Genomic DNA, 21,239 nt, shown 5'->3' with positions numbered 1-21,239 from the left:
CACGCGAGCCGCCGCGGCTGTCGCCGCCACGGCCACCGCCGCCGCCACCAGGTCGGCCACCGCGGCCGTTGGCTCCGGCCGGCGGGTTGGGGTTGCGGCCCCGGCTGCCGTTGGGGTTCAGCACGGTGCGGCCCAGCACGATGGGCTCGGCGCGCTCGTTGGGGTCGGGCGCGAAGCCCGGCACGATTTCCCGGGGGATCTCGCGCTTGATGAGGCGCTCGATTTCCTTCAGAAAGCCGTTCTCGTCGACACAGACCAGGCTGACCGCCTCACCGGTGGCGCCGGCGCGGCCGGTGCGGCCGATGCGGTGCACATAGTCTTCGGCCACGTTGGGCAGCTCGAAGTTGACGACGTGGGGCAACTGGTCGATGTCGATGCCGCGGGCGGCGATGTCGGTCGCCACCAGGCAGGTCAGGTCGCCAGTCTTGAAGTCGGCCAGCGCCTTGGTGCGCGCACCCTGGCTCTTGTTGCCGTGAATGGCCATGGCGCTGATGCCCTGGTCGTTCAGGTAGTCGGTCAGGCGGTTGGCGCCGTGCTTCATGCGCGTGAAGATCAGCACCTGCTGCCAGGGCTCACCGCTCACGCCGCCCTTGATCAGGTGAACCAGCAGCTCCTTCTTGCGCTCGCGGCCGACCGGATGGACCTTCTGCACGATGGCTTCGGCGGTCTGGTTGCGGCGGGCCACCTCGATCAGCGCCGGGGCGTTGAGCAGGCGGTCGGCGAGGTTCTTGATCTCGTCGCTGAAGGTCGCGCTGAACAGCAGCGACTGCTTCTTGGCCGGCAGCAGGGCCAGCACCTTCTTGATGTCGTGCACGAAGCCCATGTCGAGCATGCGGTCGGCTTCGTCCAGCACCAGGATCTGCACCTGCGACAGGTCCAGCGTGCCTTGCTGCGCGTGGTCGAGCAGGCGGCCGGGCGTGGCGACGAGGATGTCGACGCCGTCGCGCAGCTTGTTGATCTGCGGTTGCATGCCGACGCCGCCGAACATGACCATGCTCTTCAGCGGCAGGTATTTGCCGTAGGTCTGCACGCTTTCCTCGACCTGGGCAGCCAGTTCGCGGGTGGGCGTCAGCACGAGGGCGCGGATGGCGATCTTGCCGCGCTTGTTGAGCAGCTTTTCGCCGGTGGACAGGCGGTGCAGCAGCGGCAGCGTGAAGCCGGCGGTCTTGCCGGTGCCGGTCTGGGCGCCTGCCAGCAGGTCGCCACCGTTCAAGACGGCGGGAATGGCCTGGGCCTGGATGGGGGTGGGGGTGGTGTAGCCAGCGTCAGCAATGGCCTTGAGCAGCGGCGCTGCCAGGCCGAGAGAATCGAAACTCATTCGGTAGGGGAGTGAGCACGCCTGGTCGCATCGCCTGCCGCGCCGCGGAGAGCGGCGCCAGTCTTCGGGCAGGGCGGGCGGCGTGCAGGGGCTGAAAAGAGAACGCCGCGCAAGACTGAGAAGCGCGGCGGTTGGGGCCATTCTAGCGGCTGAACTATTTACGGACCGTGACCCAATCCATGCTGGCCCAGTTATTCGGCGAATGCGGGATGCTGACCTCCTTGCGCATGGCCCAGGGGATGACCTGGCGGTGCAGCGGAATGATGTTGACCTGGTCGCGGTAGGACTGCAGCGCGGACTTCACCAACGCTTCGCGCTTCTTCGGGTCGGTCTCGATGGTGGACGAGGCGGCCAGCGCGTCGGCCTCGTTGTTGACGATGCCGCCGTAGTTGGCCACACCGACGCCCTGCTCGCCCCGGTTGCGCAGCACCGGGGTCAGCATGATGTCGGCATCGGTCGAGCCCCCGCCCCAGCCGGTCAGGAAGAGGCTGGTGTCGAATTTCTCGACCTTGGGAAAGTACATCGTGCGCGGCATGGCGTTGACCTTGACCCTGACCTTGACCTGGGCCCACATGCTGGCCAGCGCGACACAGATGCGCTCGTCGTTGACGTAGCGGTTGTTGGGACAGTCCAGCGTGATGTCGAACCCGTCCGGATAACCGGCCTCGGCCAGCAGCTTCTTCGCGGTCGCGACGTCATAGGGCAGGCGGGTTTCCAGCTTGGGGTCGCCATAGGCGCCGCGCGGCGATGAGGTCAGGCCACCGGTGGGCGTCGAATAGCCGCTCATCAGCTTGGTCTTGATGGCCTCGATGTCGATGGCGTGATACAGGGCCCTTCTCACGCGCAAATCCTTCAACGGGTTCTTGTCGCCAGGGGCCTGACCGTAGAGCAGCTTGTCGCGAGTCTGGTCCATGCCGACATAGACGATGCGGTTCTCCTGGCCGTCCACGACCTTGAGTTCGGGCACGGTGCGCAGCCGGGCGACGTCGCGCGGCGGCGGATCGAGCACGAAATCGATCTCGCCGGTGATCAGGGCCGCCGTGCGTGTCGCGTCGTTGCTGATGGGCACATAGATGAATTCCTGCAGATTGCCCTCGAACTTGTTCCACCAGTTGGGGTTGCGCTTGAAGACCGTCTTTACGCCTGGCTGTCGGCTGACCAGCATGAAGGGGCCGGTGCCGTTGGCGTTCTGGCTGGCATAGGACTCCTCCTGCTGCTTGAAGTTCAGCGGTTTCGTCACGCGGTGCTGCTCGCACCAGCGCTGGCTCATGATGAACAGGTTGGCTATCAGCTCCGGCACGATGGGATTGGGCTTGTCCAGCGCGAAGACGACGGTCAGCGGGTCCACCGCCTTCGGGATGCCGACGGCATTCGCATAGACGCGCTGCGGCGCATTCGGGTCGCGCAGGCGCTGCATCGAGAACACGACGTCGTCGGCGGTGAAGGGCGTGCCGTCGTGGAACTTGACGCCCGGGCGCAGCTTGAAGCGCCAGATCAGCGGCGTGACCTGGGTCCACTCGGTCGCCAGCGCCGGGCCGATGCTCATGTCCTTGCCGCGCCGGGTCAGGCCCTCGTAGACCTGGTTGTTCAGGCTGTTGGTCATGACCTCGTTCTGCGAATGCGGATCGGTGGTCTGCATGTCGCCCTGGCTGGACCAGCGCAGGGTCTGGGCTTGGACGAGGCCGGTGGCGAGAACGATCAGGGCGGCGGCAAGACGGAGCATCTGACTTCCTGGAAACGCGGGCTCGGCGACAATACCAGGCAATGCAGGCCCTTTCAGCCTCACAGGATTTGCCCATGGCCCAGTACGTCTTTTCCATGAACCGCGTCAACAAGACGGTTCCTCCCAAGCGCCACATCCTGAAGGACATCTCGCTGTCCTTCTTCCCCGGCGCCAAGATCGGCGTGCTGGGCGTGAACGGTTCGGGCAAGTCGACCATCCTGAAGATCATGGCGGGCGTCGACAAGGAGTACGAGGGCGAAGCCACGCCGATGCCGGGCATCAAGATTGGCTACCTGGAGCAGGAGCCGCGCCTGAACCCTGACCAGACCGTGCGCGAGGCCGTGGAAGAGGGCATCGGCGGCGTGCTTGCCGCGAAGAAGCGCCTGGACGAGGTCTATGCCGCCTATGCCGAAGAGGACGCCGACTTCGACGCGCTGGCTGCAGAGCAGGGCGAGCTGGAATCCATCATTGCCGCCGCCGGCTCCGAGAACACCGACCTGCAGCTGGAACTGGCCGCCGACGCGCTGAACCTGCCGCCGTGGGACGCCGTCATCGGCGTGCTGTCCGGCGGYGAAAAGCGCCGCGTGGCGCTGTGCCGCCTGCTGCTGAGCAAGCCCGACATGCTGTTGCTGGACGAACCCACCAACCACTTGGACGCCGAATCCGTCGAGTGGTTGGAGCAGTTCCTGCAGCGCTTCCCCGGCACCGTGGTGGCCATCACCCACGATCGCTACTTCCTGGACAACGCCGCCGAGTGGATTCTCGAACTCGACCGTGGCCACGGCATCCCATGGAAGGGCAACTACTCCGACTGGCTGGACCAGAAGGAAAAGCGCCTGGAGACCGAGCAGAAGTCCGAAGACGCGCGCATGAAGGCGATGAAGGAGGAACTCAAGTGGGTTCGCTCCAACGCCAAGGGCCGCCAGGCCAAGAGCAAGGCGCGCCTGGCCCGTTTCGAGGAGCTGTCGGACGTCGAATACCAGCAGCGCAACGTCACGAACGAAATCTTCATCCCCGTGGCCGAGCGCCTGGGCAATGAAGTCATCGAGTTCGAGAACGTCAGCAAGAGCTTCGGCGACCGCGTGCTGATCGACAACCTGAGCTTCAAGGTGCCGGCGGGCGCCATCGTTGGCATCATCGGCCCCAACGGTGCCGGCAAGTCGACGCTGTTCCGCATGCTGCAGGGCGTGGAGCAGCCGGACTCGGGCACGGTCAAGATCGGCAAGACGGCCAAGATGGCCTTCGTCGACCAGAGCCGCGAGAGCATGGAAGCCGACAAGACGGTGTGGCAGGACGTCTCCGGCGGCCTGGACAACATCATCGTCGGCAAGTTCGTCATGCCCAGCCGGGCCTACMTCGGCCGCTTCAACTTCAAGGGCMASGACCAGCAGAAGCTSGTCGGYKCSCTSTCCGGYGGTGAGCGYGGCCGCCTGCACCTGGCCAAGACCYTGSYCCAGGGCGGCAACGTGCTGMTGCTSGACGAACCGTCCAACGACCTGGACRTCGAAACCCTGCGCGCGCTGGAAGAAGCGCTGCTGGAGTTCGCCGGCTCGGCCATGGTCATCAGCCATGATCGCTGGTTCCTGGACCGCATCTGCACCCACATCCTGGCTTGCGAAGGCAATTCGCAGTGGTTCTTCTACGACGGCAACTTCCACGAGTACGAGGCCGACAAGAAGAAGCGCCTGGGCGAGGAAGGCGCGCGCCCGAAGCGCATGCGCTTCAAGCCCATCAAGTAAGCCTTGATCGAAGGGGAGGCCGGTTCACCGCAAGTAAAACTGGCCCTGTTTGTCGACACAGTTCTTTACCCCACCCCCAAAGATCCCACACAGGCCGCCTGGAAGATGACCTCACTCACTCTTCTTCCAGGAGACCTTTGATGAAGTCCTTCCAGATTCAGAACCTGTGGCGCGTCGGTACGGTGGCAGCGGCCTTGGCCTTCGGCGGTGTTGCTGCCCAAGCCCAGCCTGCCCACGGGGGTCACCACGGCGGCCCGGCCATGATGGCGCCCGGCGGTCTGTTCGGTGGTCACATCGAGCACATGCTCGACGTGGTCAGCGCGACCGAATCCCAGCGCAGCCAGATCGAAGCCATCTTCAAGGCGGCCCGACAGGATCTGTCGGGCCAGCGCGAAGCCGGCATGAAGCTGCACCAGCAGATGGCCACGCTCTACACGGCCACCAACGTCGACGCCGCCGCAATCGAGGCCGTGCGCGTGCAGATGAGCGCCCAGCACGAGGCCGCCTCCAAGCGCCTGAGCCAGGCCAGCATCGACGCCGCCCGCGTGCTGACGCCCGAACAGCGCGCCAAGATTGCCGAGGTGATGAAGAAGCGCCAGGCCCGCATGGCTTCCCGTCACGCCGGCTGATTGGCCCTTGACCAGGAGTTCTGCGATGCTTGAGCCCCGTTCCACCGGCGCCGAGGCGCGCCGGATTCCTTTCTCTTCCCTTGCCCCGGTGATGAGTAGCGCCCGACTGTTGTTGATCGATGACGATGTCCGCCTGACCGGCATGGTGGGCGACTATCTGCGCGCCGCCGGCTTCGAAGTGAGCACTGCCGGCAACCTGGCACAAGCCCGCGAGGCCCTGGCCCATGGCCGCTTCGAGTTGCTGGTGCTGGACCTGATGCTGCCCGACGGCGACGGCCTCGACTTCTGCCGCTGGCTGCGCGGCGACCCGCGTTGGCGCCACCAGCCAGTGCTGATGCTGTCGGCCCGCGGCGAGCCCATGGACCGCATCCTGGGCCTCGAACTGGGCGCCGACGACTACCTCGCCAAGCCCTTCGAGCCGCGCGAACTGCAAGCCCGTATCAAGGCCCTGCTGCGCCGACTGGAGCCCAAGCTGGATGGCGACGAGGTGCTGCGCTTCGGCCGCCTGGAGATCGACCTGGCCGCCCGCGTGGCTCGCCTGGACGGCAAGATCTGCGACCTGACCAGCCACCAGTTCGACCTGCTCGTCGTGCTGGCGCAAAGCCCCGGCCGGGTGCTGAGCCGCGACCAGATCATGGATGCGCTGAAGGGCCACCCGCTGGAAGCCTTCGACCGCTCCATCGACGTGCACATCTCGCGCATCCGGGCCGTCATCGAAGACGATCCCAAGAACCCGCGCCGCGTGCTGACCGTGCGTGGAGCCGGCTATGTCTTTGCCCGCAAGCAGGACGCCGACGCGGACGCTGCTTGAGTGTGAGCCCCTCGTCCAGTCTCGCCACGCTGAACGCGGGCGCGCCCAGCCGGTCCCCCGAGGGGACGGCGATGCTTGCGGCATTGAGCCACAAGCACATCGCCCTACGCGGGCCGGCTAGGGGCGGCCCGGCGCTCAGCCCGCAAAACTCCACGCGCCCCTGATTTGAAAAGCCTCTACGTCCGCATCTACCTGACGCTGGTCGCGCTTCTGCTGGCGTTTGCCTTCGGCTCGGCATGGCTGTTCCAGCGCCACATCGAGCAGGAGCGCGGCAACGTCGAACTGGCGGCTGGAGAGCGACTGAACGCGATGGCCGGGCTGCTCAAGCTCGCGCTGCCGCCGGCCGACGCGCCGCGTGCCGAGCAGGCTGCCGTCTTTGCCGACTGGGGGTTGCGCCTGCGCATGCCGATCGCGTTGGAGGATGCCGACGGCAAGCGCATCGCGACGACGCAGATGTTCCAGCGCCGTGCCGACGACCCCGGCGCCATCATCGTCAGCGCCAACCTGGGCGATGGCCGCAGCCTGGAGATGGTGCGCACGGTGCGCCCGCCCGGCGGCCCACAGGGCGCCGCCTCCGGTCCCGGCGGCCCGGGTGCGCGTGCGCAGCGATCGGACGAAGGTCCCTGGACCGGCCCCTGGCTGCATCGCCCCGTGTCGCCAGGCGCGCCGGCGGTGTCGACCTTGGCCGTCGTGCTGGTGCTGCTCTTCATCGGTGTGGCGGTCGGCGCCTATCCCGTCGTGCGCCGGCTGACGCGGCGGCTCGAAGCGCTCAAGCGTGGCGTCGAGAAGTTCGGCTCCGGCCAACTGGGCCATCGCGTCGACGACAGTGGTCGCGATGAGGTGGCCGCCCTGGCCACCAGCTTCAATCAGGCGGCCGACCGCATCGAGACACTGTTGCGTTCTCACCAGACCCTGCTGGCCAATGCCAGCCACGAGCTGCGTTCGCCCCTGGCACGGCTGAAGATGGCTTTCGCGATGCTGGACGACGCTGCGCCCGCACAGCGCCAGCGCCTGGCGAAGGAGATCGACGTCAACATCGCCGAGTTGGACGCGCTCGTCGAGGAAGTGCTGCTGGCCAGCCGGCTGGAGGCCGGCAGCGCGGTTGGCGAAACCCATGCCGTCGAATTGCTCGCGCTAGGCGCCGAGGAGGCGGCTCACGCGGAAGCCGCCTTTGAGCCCGAGACCGATTCCGCTCGCATCGACGGTCAGGAGCGCCTCCTGCGCCGCGCGCTGCGCAATCTGCTCGACAACGCGCGCCGCTACGGCGGCCCCGACGTGGAACTGGCGCTGCGGCCGGTCGCCGGAGGCTATGAATTCATCGTTGCCGACCGAGGCCCGGGCGTGCCCGCCGATCTGCGCGAGCGCATCTTCGAACCCTTCTACCGGCTGCCCGGCCATGCCGAGATGGCGGGCGGCGTCGGGCTGGGCCTGAGCCTCGTCAAGCAGATCGCCGAGCGCCACGGCGGCAGCGTGCGCTGCCTGGCACGCGACGGTGGCGGTAGCCGCTTCGTGATCTTCCTGCCCACGGCGGGACGCTGATCAGCGGTTCTCGTTGAAGACCCGCCTGAGCAGCAGGCTGAGGAGCAAGGCGGCGGTGATCAGGCCGGCGGTGGCCGCTTGCCAGAAGCCGACCGCGCCGACGCCGTTCTGGCCAAAGGCGAGGAAATAGCCGCCACCGATGCCCAGGCCCCAGAGCGCCAGGACGTAGATGATCATCGGCAGCGTGGCGACCTGGTAGGCGCGCAGCACATAGGCCGCCACCGTCTGCAGGGCGTCGCCGAGGTGGAAGAACCAGACCCAGACCAGCAGCGGCAGTGCGGCGGCGGCTGTCGCCGCATTCGAGGTGTAGAGGGCGACGATGGGCTCGCGCGCGAAGGCGACAACGGCGCCGACGCCCGCGGCGGTCAGCGTGGCCAGCGTCATCGCATGCCTGCCGACGGTGCGCGCTTCGTGCTTTTCGTCGGCCCCCAGATGCTGTGCGACCAGCGTGCCGGCGGCGGTGGCCATTGCGAGCGCGATCATGAACATCATCGCGACGAGGTTGACGGCGATCTGGTGGCCGGCGACCGGTGTTGCGCCAAGACGGGCGATGAAAAAGGCCATGAAGGTGAAGCCCGTCACCTCGACGAGGATGGAGCCGCCCATCGGCAGGCCCAGCTTCACCAGCGCTGTGAGTTCGCCCCAATGCGGTCGGGTCTGCCACAGGTGCGGGATCCTGAACGGCCGGTAGAAGGCGTCGCGCCTGAGCAGTAGCATCGCAACGGCGGCTTGGCCGATCAGCGCGATGGCCGTCGCGACGCCGCATCCAGCGACGCCCATCGCAGGAATCGGACCCCAGCCGAAGACGAGCACGGCGTTCAAAGGCACCTTGGCCGCCAGGCCGGTGAGCTGCATCGCCATGACGGCCTTGGGGCGGCTGACGGCGGTCGAGAAACCACGGAAGGCAGTGAAGAGCAGGGCGGCGGGCAGTGCAAAAGCCTCGGGCCGCGTGTAGGCGCGCACCTTGTCGGCCTGGGCTGCGTCGAGGTGGGCCAGTGCCGTGAAAGGATCCGGAAACCACAGCGCCAGGCAGCCCGGAATGCAGAGCAGCACCGACAGCCACTGCGCCTGCACGAAGCTGCTGCCGGCACCGGGCAGATCCTGGGCACCGAACTGCCGGCCAGCGATGGGCCCGACCGCGAGGATGACGCCCATCAGGCCGACAAAGATGGTCACGTAGGCGGCCGAACCGACAGCGAACGCAGCGAGGTCCTCGGGGCTGACGCGGCCCATCATCAGCGTGTCGATGGTGCTGAACATCATCACGGCGATCTGGCCGACAAGGACGGGCCAGGCCAGCGGCACGAGGCGGCGAACGCTGTCGATGAAGCGGATGCGGGTCATCGGGTCACGCGCTCCGCGTAGCGGTTGAAACGCCAGGCCGTGCCTTCGTGGGTGATGCGGTGCCAGACGACACGCTTCTCGAAGGGGTCGAGCGCCGGCCAATGCTGCACTTCGTCGAAGGTGCGGCCGCAGCCTTTGCAGATGGCGTCGCCCTGGGCCGTGGAGCAGATCGCAATGCAGGGTGAGTCAGGCGTCGTCGCGTACCAGGCCAGCCAGGCATCCAGGGCCATGGGCTTCAGCGTGGCAGGGTCAAGCTCGGTCGCGCGGCTCAGCGCGAGCAGCGCATAGGCCTCGGCCAGCGCACGCACCTCGGGTGCGGCGCTGATGCCGTCAGGCGAGGGTGAACGTTCGCGCCACCAGTTGATGGCGGCCTCGAGGTCAGTCACGTGGATCAGAGAATGAGGCCCCTCGACAGGCGGGTACGCCGGTCGATCCCCCGAGGGAATGTCGGGCCGGCTTGGGGCGGCCCTACGCTCGTCCCCGCTCAAGCCACCAACCCCATGGCGCCGCGCACCTCGCGCAGCGTCTTGCGCGCGACGGCGCGGGCGCGCTCGGTGCCAACCTCCAGCGTCCACTGCACCTGCTGCGGGTCCAGGGCCGCAGCGCGTTCGCGCCAGGGCGCCTGCTCGCGCTGGATGGACTCGATCAACGGCTGCTTGCAGTCCAGGCAGCCGATGCCGGCCGTGCGGCAGCCGCTGTCGCAGGCGGCGCGGGTCGCGTCGTCGCTGTAGATCTGGTGCAGCGGCCAGACCGGGCAGCGCGCCGGGTCGCCGGCGTCGGTGCGGCGCACGCGCTGCGGGTCGGTCGGCATGGTGCGGATCTTGGCGGCGACAGCCTCGGGCTCGTCGCGCATCGCGATCGCGTTGTCCAGGCTCTTGCTCATCTTCTGGCCGTCCAGCCCGGGCACGCGGGCGGTCTCGGTCAGCAGGGCCTGGGGCTCGACAAAGATGGGCGCGGCCTCGGCATAGAGCCGGTTGAAGCGTCGTGCCACTTCGCGGGTCACTTCGACGTGGGCGGTCTGGTCTTCGCCCACCGGCACACCGGCAGGCTTGTAGAGCAGGATGTCGGCCGCCTGCAGCAGCGGGTAGCCCAGAAAGCCGTACGTCGCCAGTTCGGGGTCGGCGGCGACCTGATCCTTGTAGCTGGGCATGCGCGCCAGCCACGAGGACGGCGTACACATGGCCAGCAGCGTGAATAGCTCGGCGTGCTCGGGCATGCGGCTTTGCAGGAACAAGGTACAGCGCTCGGGGTCCAGTCCGGCGGCCAGCCAGTCGGTGACCATCTCGTAGACGTGGCGGGTCAGCGTCTCGCCACTCGGGCGCTGGGTGGTGAGCGCATGCCAGTCGGCGACGAAGAAGAAGCAGTCATGCGTGTCCTGCAGCCGCACCCAGTTCTTGATAGCGCCGTGGTAGTGGCCGAGGTGCAGGGCGCCGGTCGGGCGCATGCCAGAAAGCACGCGAGGGCGGCTTGGCTTGAGGTTCAGGGTGGGGTTCGACATGGGGCGCGGATTGTCGTTCAAGGGGCGATCGGTCAGCCGCCCCCTAAACTGCCGCCCCATGAAGAGGTTGGTGATTCTGATTTCGGGGCGGGGCTCCAACATGGAGGCCATCGTGAAGGCCTGCCAAGCCGAGGGCTGGCCCGCCGAGGTGGCCGCCGTCATCAGCAACCGGCCCGATGCGGGCGGCCTGCAGTTCGCGGTTGAGCATGGCATTGCGACCGCCGTTGTCGACCACAAGGCCTATGCCAGCCGTGAGGGCTTCGATGCCGAGCTGGCCCGCGTCATTGACAGCTTCGTGCCTGACCTCGTCGTGCTTGCCGGTTTCATGCGTATCCTGACGCCCGGCTTCACGGCGCGCTATGCCCGCCGCATGCTCAACATCCACCCGTCGCTGCTGCCGGCCTTCACCGGGCTGCACACCCATGAGCGAGCGCTGGAGATGGGCTGCAAGGTCGCCGGTGTGACGGTGCATTTCGTCACCGCCGAGCTGGACCATGGCGCCATCGTCATGCAGGCGGTCGTGCCGGTGCTGCCTGGCGACGACGCGAAGACGCTGTCGGCCCGCGTGCTGACGGCCGAGCACCGCATCTATCCGCAGTCGGTGCGCTGGTTTGTCGAAGGTGCGTTGGTGTGGGACGGCGAGCGCGTCACTCACCGCGACGGTGCGGCTCAGCAGTTGCTGCTCAGCTGATCAGCCCGGCGAGGATATTGACGGTCAACGCCAGCACGCCGGTGTTGAAGACGAAGGCCAGCAGGCCTTGAACCAGCACGAGGCGGCGCATGGCGCGCGAGCTGACGCTGACGTCCGAGGTCTGCGACGTGGCCGCCACGGTGATCGAGAAGTACAGGAAGTCGCCGTAGTCGGGCGGTCCTTCGTCGTCGCCTGGAAACTCCAACCCATGTGACGCCTTGCCGCCGCCGTGATAGAGGCTGGCGTAGGCGATGCCGAATTCCACCGGCAGCAGCAGCCAGGAGCTGCAGACCGTGGCAATGGCGAAGGCGAGCGTCAAACCGTTGGCGGTATGGGCTTGCTTGGCCGAACCCAGTTCCAGCGCAATGGCGCCAAAGCTGGCCAGCGCCCCGCCAACGGCCAGCAGCAGCATGACGGGCAGGCCTTCGGTCAGCTGGCTGGCGCGCTGCTGCACATTCACCGAGCCCGCGCGGCCCAGCATCATCCAAAGCGCCAGCGGCAGATAGATCCACAGCGTGAAGTCCCACCCCAGCAGCAGGCGCGTGGTCAGCGGCACAGCGCCTGGCCACAACGCAGCCAGCGTGCTGCCGATCAGGATGGACAACAGCAGCCGGGGGCGCAGGCGCAGCTGGGTCCAGAGATTCATGCGGCAAGGAGCAGGGCGCTTGGGATAATGGGGCGATGCATCCTAATGCCCTCCTGGAGCTGAGCGCCGAGCTGATTGCCGTCGTGAACCAGCTCGAAGCCCCGGCCGACTCCACCGTCTCCGCCTTCTTCCGACAACACAAGAATCTCGGCCAGCGCGAGCGCGCCTGCCTCGCCGAGACGGTCTACGCGCTGTTGCGCGAGCGAATCAAGTTCCAGAACCTGGCCCAGAGCGGCAGCGGCTCCATGCACCGCCGCCTGGCCATGTTGGCCTGGCGCGGCAATGCCGCTTTCCTGCGTGGGGCCCTCAGCCCGCAGGAGCAGCATTGGCTGGAGCAGGTCCAGGCCATCGACCCGATGAGCCTGGCGTCCAAGATGCGCCACAACATGCCCGAATGGCTGGCCGAGCCGCTGCTGGCCCGGCTGGGCGAGGAAGAGTTCTGGAAGCTCGCCACCTCACTGAACGAGGCTGCGCCGCTGGACCTGCGGGTCAACGCTCTCAAGTTCAAGCGCGAGGAGGCCCAGGAGCAACTCAAGGCCGCCGGCATTGACGCCGTGCCCACGCCGTATTCACCGCTGGGCCTGCGCATCGATGGCAAGCCGGCGCTGCAAAAGCTGGAGCTGTTCACCAGCGGTGGCATCGAGGTACAGGACGAAGGCAGCCAGTTGCTGGCCCTGCTGCTGGCGCCCAAGCGTGGCGAGATGGTGGTGGACTTCTGCGCCGGCGCCGGCGGCAAGACCCTGGCCCTGGGCGCAGCCATGCGCAACACAGGTCGGCTCTATGCCTTCGACACCTCCGGCCACCGGTTGACGGCGATGAAGCCGCGCCTGGCGCGCAGCGGCCTGTCCAACGTCTATCCGGCCCAGATTGCCCATGAGCGCGACGACCGCATCAAGCGCCTGGCCGGCAAGATCGACCGCGTGCTGGTCGACGCGCCCTGTTCCGGCCTGGGCACGCTGCGCCGCAACCCCGACCTGAAATGGCGCCAGTCGCCCCAGGGAGTGGCTGAACTGCAGGCCAAGCAGCGCGCCATCCTGGCCAGCGCCGCCCGCCTGGTGAAGCCGGGAGGCCGGCTGGTTTATGCGACCTGCAGCCTGCTGGATGCCGAGAACGAGGTCATCGCGGCCGAGTTTGCCGCCGCCCATCCCGACTTCAAGCCGCTCGCCGCGGGAGAGGCGCTTGCCAAGGCCCAGGTTGAACGCTCCGATGAAGTCGTGGAAAACGGCGCACTCCGGTTGTGGCCTCACCGACACGCCACAGACGGGTTTTTTGCTGTCGCATGGGAAAGGTCGGCCTGACGCAGGTCAAGAACGCGTCGATTCGCACGTCACCGCCTGAATACGGTGCGCCAAACCCCTTGAATTTGGGGGCTCTCCTCTACAATTGACATTCCTTTGCATGGCCGCTGTGGCCGAGGTCTTGGACGCATGAACGACATCCTGAACGCGCTGATGAACTGGCTGGCCGATGGCCTGTTGGGTTTCAGCGCCTGGCAATTAGTGATCTTTACGCTGGTTGTGACCCACATCACGATCGCTTCGGTCACGATCTTCCTGCATCGCGCACAGGCTCACCGCTCGCTGGATCTCGGTCCCATCCCGTCGCATTTCTTCCGCTTCTGGCTCTGGCTGACGACGGGCATGGTCACCCGCGAATGGGTTGCCATCCACCGCAAGCACCACGCCAAGTGCGAAACCGAGGAAGACCCCCACAGCCCGCAGACCCGCGGCCTGAAGAAGGTGCTGGCCGAAGGCGCTGAGCTGTACCGCACCGAGGCCAAGAATGCCGAGACGATTGCCAAGTACAGCCGCGGCACGCCCGAGGACTGGATCGAGCGCAACCTGTACACCAAGTACAGCTGGCAGGGCGTCGCGCTGCTGCTGATCGTCAACATGGCGCTGTTCGGTGCCATTGGCGCCACCATCTGGGCCATCCAGATGATCTGGATTCCAATCTGGGCTGCCGGCGTCATCAATGGCATCGGCCACTACTGGGGTTATCGCAATTTCGAAGCACCCGACGCGTCGACCAATCTGACGCCTTGGACGCTGAYCGTTGGCGGCGAAGAACTGCACAACAATCACCACACCTACCCGACGTCCGCCAAGTTCTCGGTCAAGCCCTACGAGTTCGACATTGGCTGGATGTATATCCGTGGCCTGGAAATGCTGGGCATGGCCAAGGTCCGCAAGACGGCACCCAAGTTGAGCCTGGGTGAAATCAAGCCGGCCGACGCGCGCACGCTCGAGGCACTGATCGCCAATCGCTACGAAGTCATGGCCAGCTATGCCCGTGACCTGAAAGCGGCCTGCGCCGCCGAGTTGGCCAAAATCAAGGCCGAGGGCGGCAAGCACAGCGCGCGGTTTGAGGAGTTCAAGCAGGCCCAACGCTGGCTGCACCGCGACGAGGAGCGCATCCCGGTCGCCGTGCACGGCGACCTCGCGAATGYCCGCGCTGCCAGCCCGGTCATCGACAAGCTGGTGACCATGCGCGAGGAACTGCGCCAGATGTGGACGCGCACGAATGTGTCGGCCGAGCAACTGGTCGCCGACTTGCAGGCCTGGTGCCGCCGCGCCGAGGAGAGTGGTATTGCCGAACTGCAGGCCTTCTCGATGCGCTTGCGCGCTGCTCACACCTGAGCTTTGGTTTCCTGAAGTAAAGGGCGCCCCGTCGGGCGCCCTTTTTCTTGGGCTGGCCTAGACTTGACGTATGCAGTCGCTGATTTGCTTAGGAGGCTTGCCATGAAATACCGCTGGATTGCCGTTGCCCTGTTCGCCCTGGCCGCCACCGCGCGCGCCGATGTGCAGGTGAATTTCATCGGTTCCGAGAAGTTCTCGGACATCAAGGACAACAACGGCTTCCGCCAGCCCGAGGTGCTGAAGGACATCGAAGCCTATCTTGTCGAGCAGGTCGGCAAGCGCCTTCCGGGCCGGGATGTGCGGATCAACGTGACCGACGTGGATCTGGCCGGCGAGGTCGAGCCGTTCGGCCGCCGCATGCAATGGCTGCGCGTCATGCGCACCGTCACACTGCCGTCCATCGCCTTCAACTACGAAGTACGAGAGGGCGAAAAGGTCGTCCGGCAGGACGAGGTCAAGCTGCGTGACATGAACTACCAGGACGGCTTCAATGGCTATTCAAGTGGGGACACGCTGCGCTATGAAAAGCGCATGCTTGATCGCTGGTTCAAGCAGGAGTTTGGCGCCACAGTGACCGCGGCGCGCTGAAGCTGCCCGGTCAGAGGACGCAAAAAACCCGCCAGCGTTGCCGCTTGGCGGGTTTTGTTTTGCTTGCTTGCGTGCGGTTGGCGGCTCGCGCCGCCATTCATCACTTCAGCTTGATTTCCTTGTACAGGACGTGCTTACGCGCCTTGGGGTCGAATTTCATGAATTCGAGCTTTTCGGGCGTGGTCTTCTTGTTCTTGTTCGTCGTGTAAAAGTGGCCGGTGCCCGCAGTGGACTCCAGCTTGATCTTTTCGCGGCCGCCTTTGGATGCCATGGTCGTATTCCTTCAGTAGGTCAGTGAGCGACGATCAGAGCGCGCCCTTGGCGCGCAGATCGGCGACGACTTGGTCAATGCCGACCTTGTCGATCAAACGCAGAGCGGCATTCGTGATGCGCAGGCGAATCCAGCGATTTTCCGATTCCACCCAGAAACGGCGGTACTGCAGGTTCGGCAGGAACCGACGCTTGGTTTTGTTGTTGGCGTGGGAAACGTTGTTCCCGACCATGGGCTTCTTGCCCGTGACTTGACAGACGCGTGCCATGACGCTTCTCCGGTTTGACTTCTTTGACCAGCCGCCCGAACTTTTCGAGCGGCCCTTTGACCGCATATGCCTGCTAATCCTCAGGCGAAATTCTTTCGAATCAACGCTTTGGATGCGGTCCATCCAGCAGGCAAGCCCGCGAGTGTAGCGGAAAACCCGCGGACCAGGAAGGCCGTGCTACGCCTTCCGGGCCGAGCGCTGGGCCGCTCCCGAGCCGGCCCGTCGGGCGATGTGCTCGCGGCTCGATGCCGAGAGCATCGCCGTCCCCTCGGGGGACCGGCTGGACTCGCCCACGTTCAGTGGGGCGTGGCCGGACGAGGGGTCAGCCGTTTTCCTGGTCCAGGAAGCGCTGGGCGTCCAAGGCCGCCATGCAACCCGTGCCGGCGCTGGTGATGGCCTGGCGGTAGATGTGGTCCTGCACGTCGCCGGCCGCGAAGACGCCCGGCACGCTGGTCATCGTCGCAAAGCCGTTCAGGCCGCTCTTGGTGATGATGTAGCCGTCTTTCATCTCCAACTGGCCCTTGAAGATGTCGGTGTTGGGCTGGTGGCCGATGGCGATGAAGCAGCCGTGCAGCTTGATTTCCGATTTGCTGTCGTCCAGCGTGCTGCGGATGCGCACACCGGTCACGCCCGAGGCATCGCCCAGCACCTCGTCGAGCTGCTGGAAGAAATGCAGCACGATCTTGCCGGCGTCGGCCTTCTCCTTGAGCTTGTCGATGAGGATGGGTTCGGCGCGGAACTTGTCGCGGCGATGGATCAGGTGCACCGTGCTGGCGATGTTCGACAGATACAGCGCCTCTTCGACGGCCGTGTTGCCGCCGCCGACGACGCAGACTTCCTGGCCGCGGTAGAAAAAGCCGTCGCAGGTCGCGCAACCACTGACCCCGCGGCCCATGAAGGCCTGTTCGGAGTCCAAGCCGAGGTATTTTGCAGAGGCGCCGGTCGCGATGATCAGCGCGTCGCAGGTATAGGTGCCGCTGTCGCCAGTCAGCGTGAAGGGGCGCTTGGAGAAATCGACCGCATTGATGTGGTCAAAGACGATCTGGGTCTGGAAGCGCTCGGCATGCTGCTGGAAGCGCTGCATCAGCTCGGGGCCCTGCACGCCCATCACGTCGGCCGGCCAGTTGTCGACCTCCGTCGTGGTCATGAGTTGACCCCCTTGGGCCATGCCCGTGATCAGCGTAGGCTTGAGATTAGCGCGTGCAGCGTAGATGGCGGCGGTGTAGCCGGCGGGGCCGGAACCGAGGATAAGCAGGCCGTGGTGTTGGGTCGTAGCGGTCATGGCAGGGAAGGTGAGGGCGGGTTAACGGCTCGCAAGGTAGTCTTAGGGGTGAAAACCCCGGCCTTACCCGATGCGGAGAAGCCTGCCGCGTGTGCACAATGCACGCCATTTTAGGCAGGCGCATTTCTTGCCGCTTGCCTGGGGCCCAAACCTGGAGACTGCATATGGCGATGATTTCCAACCTCGACCTGATCCGCCGTGTTCCGCTGTTCTCGATGCTGACCACCGATCAGGCCCAATCCATCGCCGACAGCGTCGTCAAGCGCCGCTTCAAGCGCGGCGAACTGATCGTCGAGCAGGGCACCAAGTCCAACGCCCTCTTCATCCTGCTCAACGGCCGTGCCCGCGTGCTGACGGCCGACCACCGCGGCCGCGAGGTCATTCTTGCCGTGCTGCAGTCGGGCGACTACGTGGGCGAGATGAGCCTCATCGACAACGAGCCCCATTCGGCCACGGTGCGCGCCGAGGTGCAGACCGACATGCTGGTGCTCGGCCGGCTCGAGTTCGCGCGCTGCCTGCCCGAGAGCAGCAGCCTCTCCTACGGCATCCTGCGCGGGCTGGTGGCGCGCTTGCGCAATGCCGACCGGCAGATCGAGTCCCTGGCGCTGCTTGACGTCTATGGCCGCGTGGCGCGCACGCTGCTGGACATGTCCGAGGACGAGAAGGGCATCAAGCTGATCCGCGGCAAGGTTTCGCGCCAGGACATGGCCAAGGTCGTGGGTGCCTCGCGCGAGATGGTCAGCCGGGTCATGAAGGACCTGGAAGAGCGCGGCGTCATTGAAACGCTTGAGAACGGTTCGGTGGTCATCAAGGAACGGCTGACCCACGATTGACAGCGACAATGCGGGGATGAGTTTTCCCCTCGGTTCCCTGCTGGGCGGTGACGATGCCGCCGGCGAACCCGCCGCTCCCGCCAAACCCACCCGCCGCCAGACGCCCAAGCGCGAAGTGGCCCCGCCGTCAGCCGCCTCGCGGCTGCTGCGCACGCCCCTGTGGCTGGCGCTGACGGCCCTGCTGCTCGCGCTGCTCGTGCTGGCGATGGCGACGCACGACCTGCGCGACGCTGCCTTCAGCACCAGCGGCCAGCGAGACCTCGTCGGCAACCGCGTTGGCAGCTTTGGCGCCTGGTTATCGGACGGCCTGCTGTTCCTGTTCGGCTTTTCCGCCTGGTGGTTGCCGCTGCTGGCCCTGCGCGGCTGGCTGCGCAGCCTGGCCGGGCTGTTGCGCCATGACGTGGACCCCGTGCTGCGCTGGAGCCAGCGCGCGCGGTTCTGGGCTGGCATCGTGCTGCTCATCGGCGCGAGTTGCGCGCTGGAGTGGAGCCGCCTCTATGCCCTCGAGGCGCGCCTGCCCGGCCATGCCGGCGGCCTGGTCGGCTATGCGCTCGGGCCCCTGGGTATGAGGGGCCTGGGCTTTGCCGGCTCCGGCGTTGTCTGGATCGTGCTGCTGCTGACCGGCATGGCCTGGGCATTCCGCTTCTCCTGGGGGCATCTGGCGGAGCGCATCGGTGAGCGTATCGAGCAGTTGCGCGAGAAGCGCATCGAGCAGCGCGAGATGAAGGCCGATCAGAAGGCCGGTGAGCAGGCGGTGAAGGAGCGCGAGCAGGAGGTCGAGGTCGAGCGCCAAGCCGAACGCCAGTGGGAACAAGGTGGAGCCGACCACGCGCCGCTCGTCATCGAGGCGCCGGTCGTCGAGGTGCCCCAGTCCACGCGGGTGGCCAAGGAGCGCCAGCAGACGTTGTTCGTCGACGCCGGCGACGCCAAGCTCCCGCAAGTTGACTTGCTGGACGCCGCACCCGGCCGCCAGGAGACGGTCACGCCTGAATCGCTGGAAATGACCAGCCGCCTCATCGAGAAGAAGCTGCGCGACTTCGGCGTCGAGGTGCATGTGGTCGCCGCATCCCCCGGCCCGGTCATCACGCGCTATGAGATCGAACCGGCCACCGGTGTGAAGGGCTCGCAGATCGTCGGCCTCGCCAAGGACCTGGCGCGCTCCTTGAGCCTCGTGTCCATCCGCGTCGTCGAGACCATCCCGGGCAAGAACTACATGGCGCTGGAGCTGCCGAACGCGCGCCGCCAAACCATCCGCCTGTCCGAAATCCTCGGCTCGCAGGTCTACGCGGACGCGTCGTCCCAGCTGACCATGGGCCTGGGCAAGGACATCGTCGGCCTGCCCATCGTCGCCGACCTTGCCAAGATGCCGCATTGCCTCGTGGCCGGCACGACCGGTTCGGGCAAGTCAGTGGGCATCAACGCGATGATCCTCAGCCTGCTCTACAAGGCCGAGGCCCGTGATGTGCGCCTCATCCTCATCGACCCCAAGATGCTGGAGATGAGCGTCTACGAAGGCATCCCGCATCTGCTGGCACCGGTCGTGACGGACATGAAGCAGGCCAGCAATGCGCTGAACTGGTGCGTTGGCGAGATGGAGCGGCGCTACAAGCTCATGTCCAAGATGGGCGTGCGCAACCTCGCCGGCTACAACAAGAAGATCGACGAGGCCAAGGCCAACGGCATCAGCATTCCGAATCCGTTCGCGCTGAACAACGAAGAACCCGAACCGCTGGAGCGCCTGCCGTTCATCGTCGTCGTCATCGACGAACTGGCCGACCTGATGATGGTCGTCGGCAAGAAGATCGAGGAACTGATCGCTCGCCTGGCGCAGAAGGCGCGCGCGGCCGGCATCCACCTGATCCTGGCCACGCAGCGGCCGTCGGTGGACGTCATCACCGGTCTCATCAAGGCCAACATCCCGACCCGCCTGTCCTTCCAGGTCAGCTCCAAGATCGACAGCCGCACCATCCTCGACCAGATGGGCGCCGAGGCGCTGCTTGGCATGGGCGACATGCTCTACATGCCCTCGGGCACCGGCCTGCCCATCCGCGTGCATGGCGCCTTTGTCAGCGACGACGAGGTGCACCGCGTTGTGGAGTACATCAAGTCCCAGGGTGAACCCAATTACATCGAAGGCATTCTCGAAGGTGGCGTGCTCGACGGCATCGACGGCGAGGCGCCGGCGCCGGGCGAGGCCGGCGGTGAGCAAGACCCCATGTACGACCAGGCCGTGGCTATCGTCCTACAACATCGCAAGGCTTCCATCTCGCTGGTGCAACGCCATCTGCGCATAGGCTACAACCGCGCCGCGCGGCTGCTGGAGCAGATGGAAAACTCCGGCCTCGTTGGCGCGCTGGCATCCAACGGCAGCCGTGAACTGATCATTCCTAAACGAGACGAATGAAGAAACTCCTGCTCTCCCTGACGCTGCTCATTGCTGGCATCGTCCACGCCGATGCGGTCGATGCGCTGCGCGACTTCGGCCGCGACGTGAAGAGCGGCAAGGCCAATTTCACGCAAACGGTGACGTCGCCCGACGGCAAGCGCAAGAAGGTCTCTTCAGGCAGCTTCGAGTTCGAGCGGCCCAACCGCTTTCGCTTTGCCTATGCCAAGCCCTTCGAGCAAGTCATCGTCGCCGATGGCCACAAGGTCTGGATCTATGACGCCGACCTCAACCAGGCCAGCTCGCGCAAGTTGGCGGACGCGTTGGGCGCCACGCCGGCGGCGCTGCTCGCCGGCAGCAATCTTGAACGCGACTTCACGCTGAAGTCTCAAGCGAGCGACGGCGGCCTGGATTGGGTGCAGGCGGCGCCCAAGCAGGCCGAATCCACCATCCAATCGCTCAAGCTCGGCTTCAAGGGCAAGGAGCTGGCGGCGATGGAGATCGTCGACAGCTTCGGCCAGCGCTCGCGGCTGGACTTCAGCGCCGTGCAGGCCAATGTGCCGGTCGCGGCCGAGCGCTTCCAGTTCAAGCTGCCGGCCGGGGCCGATCTGATCGAGCAGTGAGCATCGGTTCGCTCTTCGACGCCGACCCGCCCGCGCCGCCGCTGGCCGAACGGCTGCGCCCGAAGACGCTGGACGAGGTCATCGGCCAGCGCCATCTGCTAGGCCCAGGCATGCCGCTGCGTGCGGCCTTCGAGGCGGGGCGGCTGCAGAGCATGATCCTGTGGGGCCCGCCCGGTGTCGGCAAGACGACGCTGGCGCGCCTGGTGGCCGGTGCCTTCGACGCGCAGTTCATCGCCATCTCGGCCGTGCTGGGTGGCGTGAAGGACATCCGCGAAGCGGTGGACCGTGCCCAGATTGCAGCCCAGCAGGGCCGGCGTACGGTGGTCTTCGTTGACGAGGTGCACCGCTTCAACAAGGCCCAGCAGGACGCCTTCCTGCCGCATGTCGAGTCCGGCCTGTTCACCTTCATCGGCG

General features: G+C 66.1%; 21 protein-coding genes. 12 read left to right on the top strand and 9 right to left on the bottom strand.

Going from position 1 to position 21,239, the window contains the following annotated elements; genetic code table 11:
- Both ACXJKJ_RS27925 and ACXJKJ_RS27920 read right to left on the bottom strand, forming a co-directional pair.
- The coding region (locus tag ACXJKJ_RS27925) for a DEAD/DEAH box helicase (RefSeq protein WP_457394220.1) at positions 1-1,318 on the bottom strand (1,318 nt) is incomplete at its 3' end.
- A gap of 154 nt (positions 1,319-1,472) precedes the next feature.
- Positions 1,473-3,041, bottom strand: a complete 1,569-nt coding sequence (locus ACXJKJ_RS27920) for an ABC transporter substrate-binding protein (protein WP_457394217.1) — start codon at positions 3,039-3,041, stop codon at positions 1,473-1,475.
- Between the two features lie 74 nt (positions 3,042-3,115).
- Here ACXJKJ_RS27920 and ettA point away from each other — a divergent pair, with 74 nt between their 5' ends.
- The 4 genes from ettA to ACXJKJ_RS27900 all read left to right on the top strand — a co-directional run bounded on the left by ettA (position 3,116) and on the right by ACXJKJ_RS27900 (position 7,759).
- Complete coding sequence (gene ettA / locus ACXJKJ_RS27915) at positions 3,116-4,780, top strand: energy-dependent translational throttle protein EttA (protein WP_457394214.1); 1,665 nt, start codon at positions 3,116-3,118, stop codon at positions 4,778-4,780.
- A 140-nt stretch (positions 4,781-4,920) separates the two neighbouring features.
- The gene (locus tag ACXJKJ_RS27910) at positions 4,921-5,409 is read left to right on the top strand and encodes a Spy/CpxP family protein refolding chaperone (protein WP_457394211.1); all 489 of its coding nucleotides are present in this window, start codon (positions 4,921-4,923) and stop codon (positions 5,407-5,409) included.
- A 91-nt stretch (positions 5,410-5,500) separates the two neighbouring features.
- Positions 5,501-6,220, top strand: a complete 720-nt coding sequence (locus ACXJKJ_RS27905; RefSeq protein ID WP_082568011.1) for a response regulator — start codon at positions 5,501-5,503, stop codon at positions 6,218-6,220.
- A 165-nt stretch (positions 6,221-6,385) separates the two neighbouring features.
- Positions 6,386-7,759: a HAMP domain-containing sensor histidine kinase gene (locus ACXJKJ_RS27900; protein WP_457394207.1), complete on the top strand. Its 1,374-nt coding sequence runs from the start codon at positions 6,386-6,388 to the stop codon at positions 7,757-7,759.
- Here ACXJKJ_RS27900 and ACXJKJ_RS27895 read toward each other — a convergent pair whose 3' ends face one another.
- From ACXJKJ_RS27895 to trpS, 3 genes are all read right to left on the bottom strand, one after another.
- A complete protein-coding gene (locus ACXJKJ_RS27895) occupies positions 7,760-9,103 on the bottom strand; it encodes an MATE family efflux transporter (RefSeq protein WP_457394204.1) in 1,344 nt (447 codons plus the stop codon).
- Complete coding sequence (locus ACXJKJ_RS27890) at positions 9,100-9,495, bottom strand: DUF3717 domain-containing protein (RefSeq protein WP_394326319.1); 396 nt, start codon at positions 9,493-9,495, stop codon at positions 9,100-9,102. The genes ACXJKJ_RS27895 and ACXJKJ_RS27890 overlap by 4 nt, the downstream gene beginning before the upstream one ends.
- Before the next feature lie 92 nt (positions 9,496-9,587).
- Complete coding sequence (gene trpS, locus ACXJKJ_RS27885; RefSeq protein WP_457355159.1) at positions 9,588-10,601, bottom strand: tryptophan--tRNA ligase; 1,014 nt, start codon at positions 10,599-10,601, stop codon at positions 9,588-9,590.
- 58 nt (positions 10,602-10,659) lie between these two features.
- Here trpS and purN point away from each other — a divergent pair, with 58 nt between their 5' ends.
- On the top strand, positions 10,660-11,292 hold the full coding sequence (gene purN, locus ACXJKJ_RS27880) for a phosphoribosylglycinamide formyltransferase (protein ID WP_457355158.1): 633 nt from the start codon (positions 10,660-10,662) through the stop codon (positions 11,290-11,292).
- On the opposite strand, the gene ACXJKJ_RS27875 is transcribed toward purN, so the two are convergent.
- Positions 11,285-11,938 (bottom strand): DUF1345 domain-containing protein, encoded by a 654-nt coding sequence (locus ACXJKJ_RS27875; RefSeq protein ID WP_457394201.1) that lies wholly within the window; start codon positions 11,936-11,938, stop codon positions 11,285-11,287. The two genes, purN and ACXJKJ_RS27875, sit on opposite strands and share 8 nt — an antisense overlap.
- Before the next feature lie 35 nt (positions 11,939-11,973).
- Here ACXJKJ_RS27875 and ACXJKJ_RS27870 point away from each other — a divergent pair, with 35 nt between their 5' ends.
- The 3 genes from ACXJKJ_RS27870 (at position 11,974) to ACXJKJ_RS27860 (ending at position 15,165) form a co-directional block, all read left to right on the top strand.
- Entirely contained in the window at positions 11,974-13,236 is a 1,263-nt protein-coding gene (locus ACXJKJ_RS27870) for an RsmB/NOP family class I SAM-dependent RNA methyltransferase (protein ID WP_056196227.1), read from the top strand.
- Between the two features lie 129 nt (positions 13,237-13,365).
- Positions 13,366-14,577 carry a DesA family fatty acid desaturase gene (locus ACXJKJ_RS27865; RefSeq protein ID WP_457394198.1) on the top strand — a complete coding sequence of 404 codons (1,212 nt, stop codon included), beginning with the start codon at positions 13,366-13,368 and terminating at the stop codon, positions 14,575-14,577.
- 102 nt (positions 14,578-14,679) lie between these two features.
- The gene (locus tag ACXJKJ_RS27860; RefSeq protein ID WP_457394194.1) at positions 14,680-15,165 is read left to right on the top strand and encodes a DUF3016 domain-containing protein; all 486 of its coding nucleotides are present in this window, start codon (positions 14,680-14,682) and stop codon (positions 15,163-15,165) included.
- Between the two features lie 100 nt (positions 15,166-15,265).
- Here the strand turns inward: ACXJKJ_RS27860 and rpmG are convergent, their stop codons facing one another.
- The 3 genes from rpmG to trxB form a co-directional block, all read right to left on the bottom strand.
- A complete protein-coding gene (gene rpmG, locus ACXJKJ_RS27855; protein WP_025564431.1) occupies positions 15,266-15,436 on the bottom strand; it encodes a 50S ribosomal protein L33 in 171 nt (56 codons plus the stop codon).
- 34 nt (positions 15,437-15,470) lie between these two features.
- Positions 15,471-15,704: a 50S ribosomal protein L28 gene (gene rpmB, locus ACXJKJ_RS27850; RefSeq protein WP_056196235.1), complete on the bottom strand. Its 234-nt coding sequence runs from the start codon at positions 15,702-15,704 to the stop codon at positions 15,471-15,473.
- 322 nt (positions 15,705-16,026) lie between these two features.
- The gene (gene trxB, locus ACXJKJ_RS27845; RefSeq protein ID WP_056196236.1) at positions 16,027-16,986 is read right to left on the bottom strand and encodes a thioredoxin-disulfide reductase; all 960 of its coding nucleotides are present in this window, start codon (positions 16,984-16,986) and stop codon (positions 16,027-16,029) included.
- A 164-nt stretch (positions 16,987-17,150) separates the two neighbouring features.
- Between trxB and ACXJKJ_RS27840 the strand changes: the two genes are divergently transcribed.
- From ACXJKJ_RS27840 to ACXJKJ_RS27825, 4 genes are all read left to right on the top strand, one after another.
- On the top strand, positions 17,151-17,819 hold the full coding sequence (locus ACXJKJ_RS27840; protein WP_056196243.1) for a Crp/Fnr family transcriptional regulator: 669 nt from the start codon (positions 17,151-17,153) through the stop codon (positions 17,817-17,819).
- Positions 17,820-17,835: 16 nt separating this feature from the next.
- Positions 17,836-20,223 (top strand): DNA translocase FtsK, encoded by a 2,388-nt coding sequence (locus ACXJKJ_RS27835; RefSeq protein ID WP_457394191.1) that lies wholly within the window; start codon positions 17,836-17,838, stop codon positions 20,221-20,223.
- A complete protein-coding gene (gene lolA, locus ACXJKJ_RS27830) occupies positions 20,220-20,825 on the top strand; it encodes an outer membrane lipoprotein chaperone LolA (protein WP_457394188.1) in 606 nt (201 codons plus the stop codon). Before ACXJKJ_RS27835 ends, lolA begins: the two co-directional genes overlap by 4 nt.
- A gap of 2 nt (positions 20,826-20,827) precedes the next feature.
- On the top strand, positions 20,828-21,239 hold a 412-nt coding region (locus tag ACXJKJ_RS27825; RefSeq protein ID WP_457394223.1), incomplete at its 3' end, for an AAA family ATPase.

It is taken from the genome of Roseateles sp. P5_E1 (genome assembly GCF_054049335.1).
Note: the sequence above shows the minus strand (reverse complement) of the source record. Positions and strands in the feature narration are given on the sequence as shown.

What these genes read in the sequence shown, in the direction of transcription:
- rpmB (WP_056196235.1), bottom strand. Translation starts at nt 15,704, where the DNA reads ATGGCACGCGTCTGTCAAGTCACGGGCAAGAAGCCCATGGTCGGGAAC.
- ACXJKJ_RS27835 (WP_457394191.1), top strand. Translation starts at nt 17,836, where the DNA reads ATGAGTTTTCCCCTCGGTTCCCTGCTGGGCGGTGACGATGCCGCCGGC.
- trpS (WP_457355159.1), bottom strand. Translation starts at nt 10,601, where the DNA reads ATGTCGAACCCCACCCTGAACCTCAAGCCAAGCCGCCCTCGCGTGCTT.
- ACXJKJ_RS27895 (WP_457394204.1), bottom strand. Translation starts at nt 9,103, where the DNA reads ATGACCCGCATCCGCTTCATCGACAGCGTTCGCCGCCTCGTGCCGCTG.
- ACXJKJ_RS27920 (WP_457394217.1), bottom strand. Translation starts at nt 3,041, where the DNA reads ATGCTCCGTCTTGCCGCCGCCCTGATCGTTCTCGCCACCGGCCTCGTC.
- ACXJKJ_RS27905 (WP_082568011.1), top strand. Translation starts at nt 5,501, where the DNA reads ATGAGTAGCGCCCGACTGTTGTTGATCGATGACGATGTCCGCCTGACC.
- ACXJKJ_RS27860 (WP_457394194.1), top strand. Translation starts at nt 14,680, where the DNA reads ATGAAATACCGCTGGATTGCCGTTGCCCTGTTCGCCCTGGCCGCCACC.
- ACXJKJ_RS27875 (WP_457394201.1), bottom strand. Translation starts at nt 11,938, where the DNA reads ATGAATCTCTGGACCCAGCTGCGCCTGCGCCCCCGGCTGCTGTTGTCC.
- lolA (WP_457394188.1), top strand. Translation starts at nt 20,220, where the DNA reads ATGAAGAAACTCCTGCTCTCCCTGACGCTGCTCATTGCTGGCATCGTC.
- ACXJKJ_RS27910 (WP_457394211.1), top strand. Translation starts at nt 4,921, where the DNA reads ATGAAGTCCTTCCAGATTCAGAACCTGTGGCGCGTCGGTACGGTGGCA.
- rpmG (WP_025564431.1), bottom strand. Translation starts at nt 15,436, where the DNA reads ATGGCATCCAAAGGCGGCCGCGAAAAGATCAAGCTGGAGTCCACTGCG.
- ACXJKJ_RS27840 (WP_056196243.1), top strand. Translation starts at nt 17,151, where the DNA reads ATGGCGATGATTTCCAACCTCGACCTGATCCGCCGTGTTCCGCTGTTC.
- purN (WP_457355158.1), top strand. Translation starts at nt 10,660, where the DNA reads ATGAAGAGGTTGGTGATTCTGATTTCGGGGCGGGGCTCCAACATGGAG.
- trxB (WP_056196236.1), bottom strand. Translation starts at nt 16,986, where the DNA reads ATGACCGCTACGACCCAACACCACGGCCTGCTTATCCTCGGTTCCGGC.
- ACXJKJ_RS27870 (WP_056196227.1), top strand. Translation starts at nt 11,974, where the DNA reads ATGCATCCTAATGCCCTCCTGGAGCTGAGCGCCGAGCTGATTGCCGTC.